This window comes from Gemmiger formicilis (assembly GCF_016901605.1).
Lineage (GTDB): Bacteria > Bacillota > Clostridia > Oscillospirales > Ruminococcaceae > Gemmiger > Gemmiger formicilis_B.
The window spans coordinates 1-218 of sequence record NZ_JACJKP010000933.1 but is presented as its reverse complement, the minus strand read 5'-3'; the positions used below and the strand labels follow the sequence as shown (position 1 = coordinate 218).

1 pseudogene is annotated in these 218 nt (G+C 61.0%); it reads right to left on the bottom strand.

Going from position 1 to position 218, the window contains the following annotated elements:
- Window positions 1–104: 104 nt before the first annotated feature.
- A pseudogene (locus H6B10_RS18495) lies at window positions 105–218 on the bottom strand (mannose-6-phosphate isomerase); the annotation flags it as partial.

Below are 218 nucleotides of genomic sequence, written 5' to 3'. Positions count from 1 at the left end.
ACGGTGGACGTGCACCAGAACGACTTTGCCGGTACCGCCGGTGCCGAGAGCTTTGTTTCGCTGCTTATTGTGGACGGCGAAGGCACCGTCACCTGCGGCGGCGAGACGATGCCCTGGCAGATGGCATGCAGCGTGCCGGAAGGAATGAAGAATACATCGCCTTTATGTACCGGCGCGGCGTTGAGCACTTCGGTCAGGGTGTTGTCCTTGATGCGGCG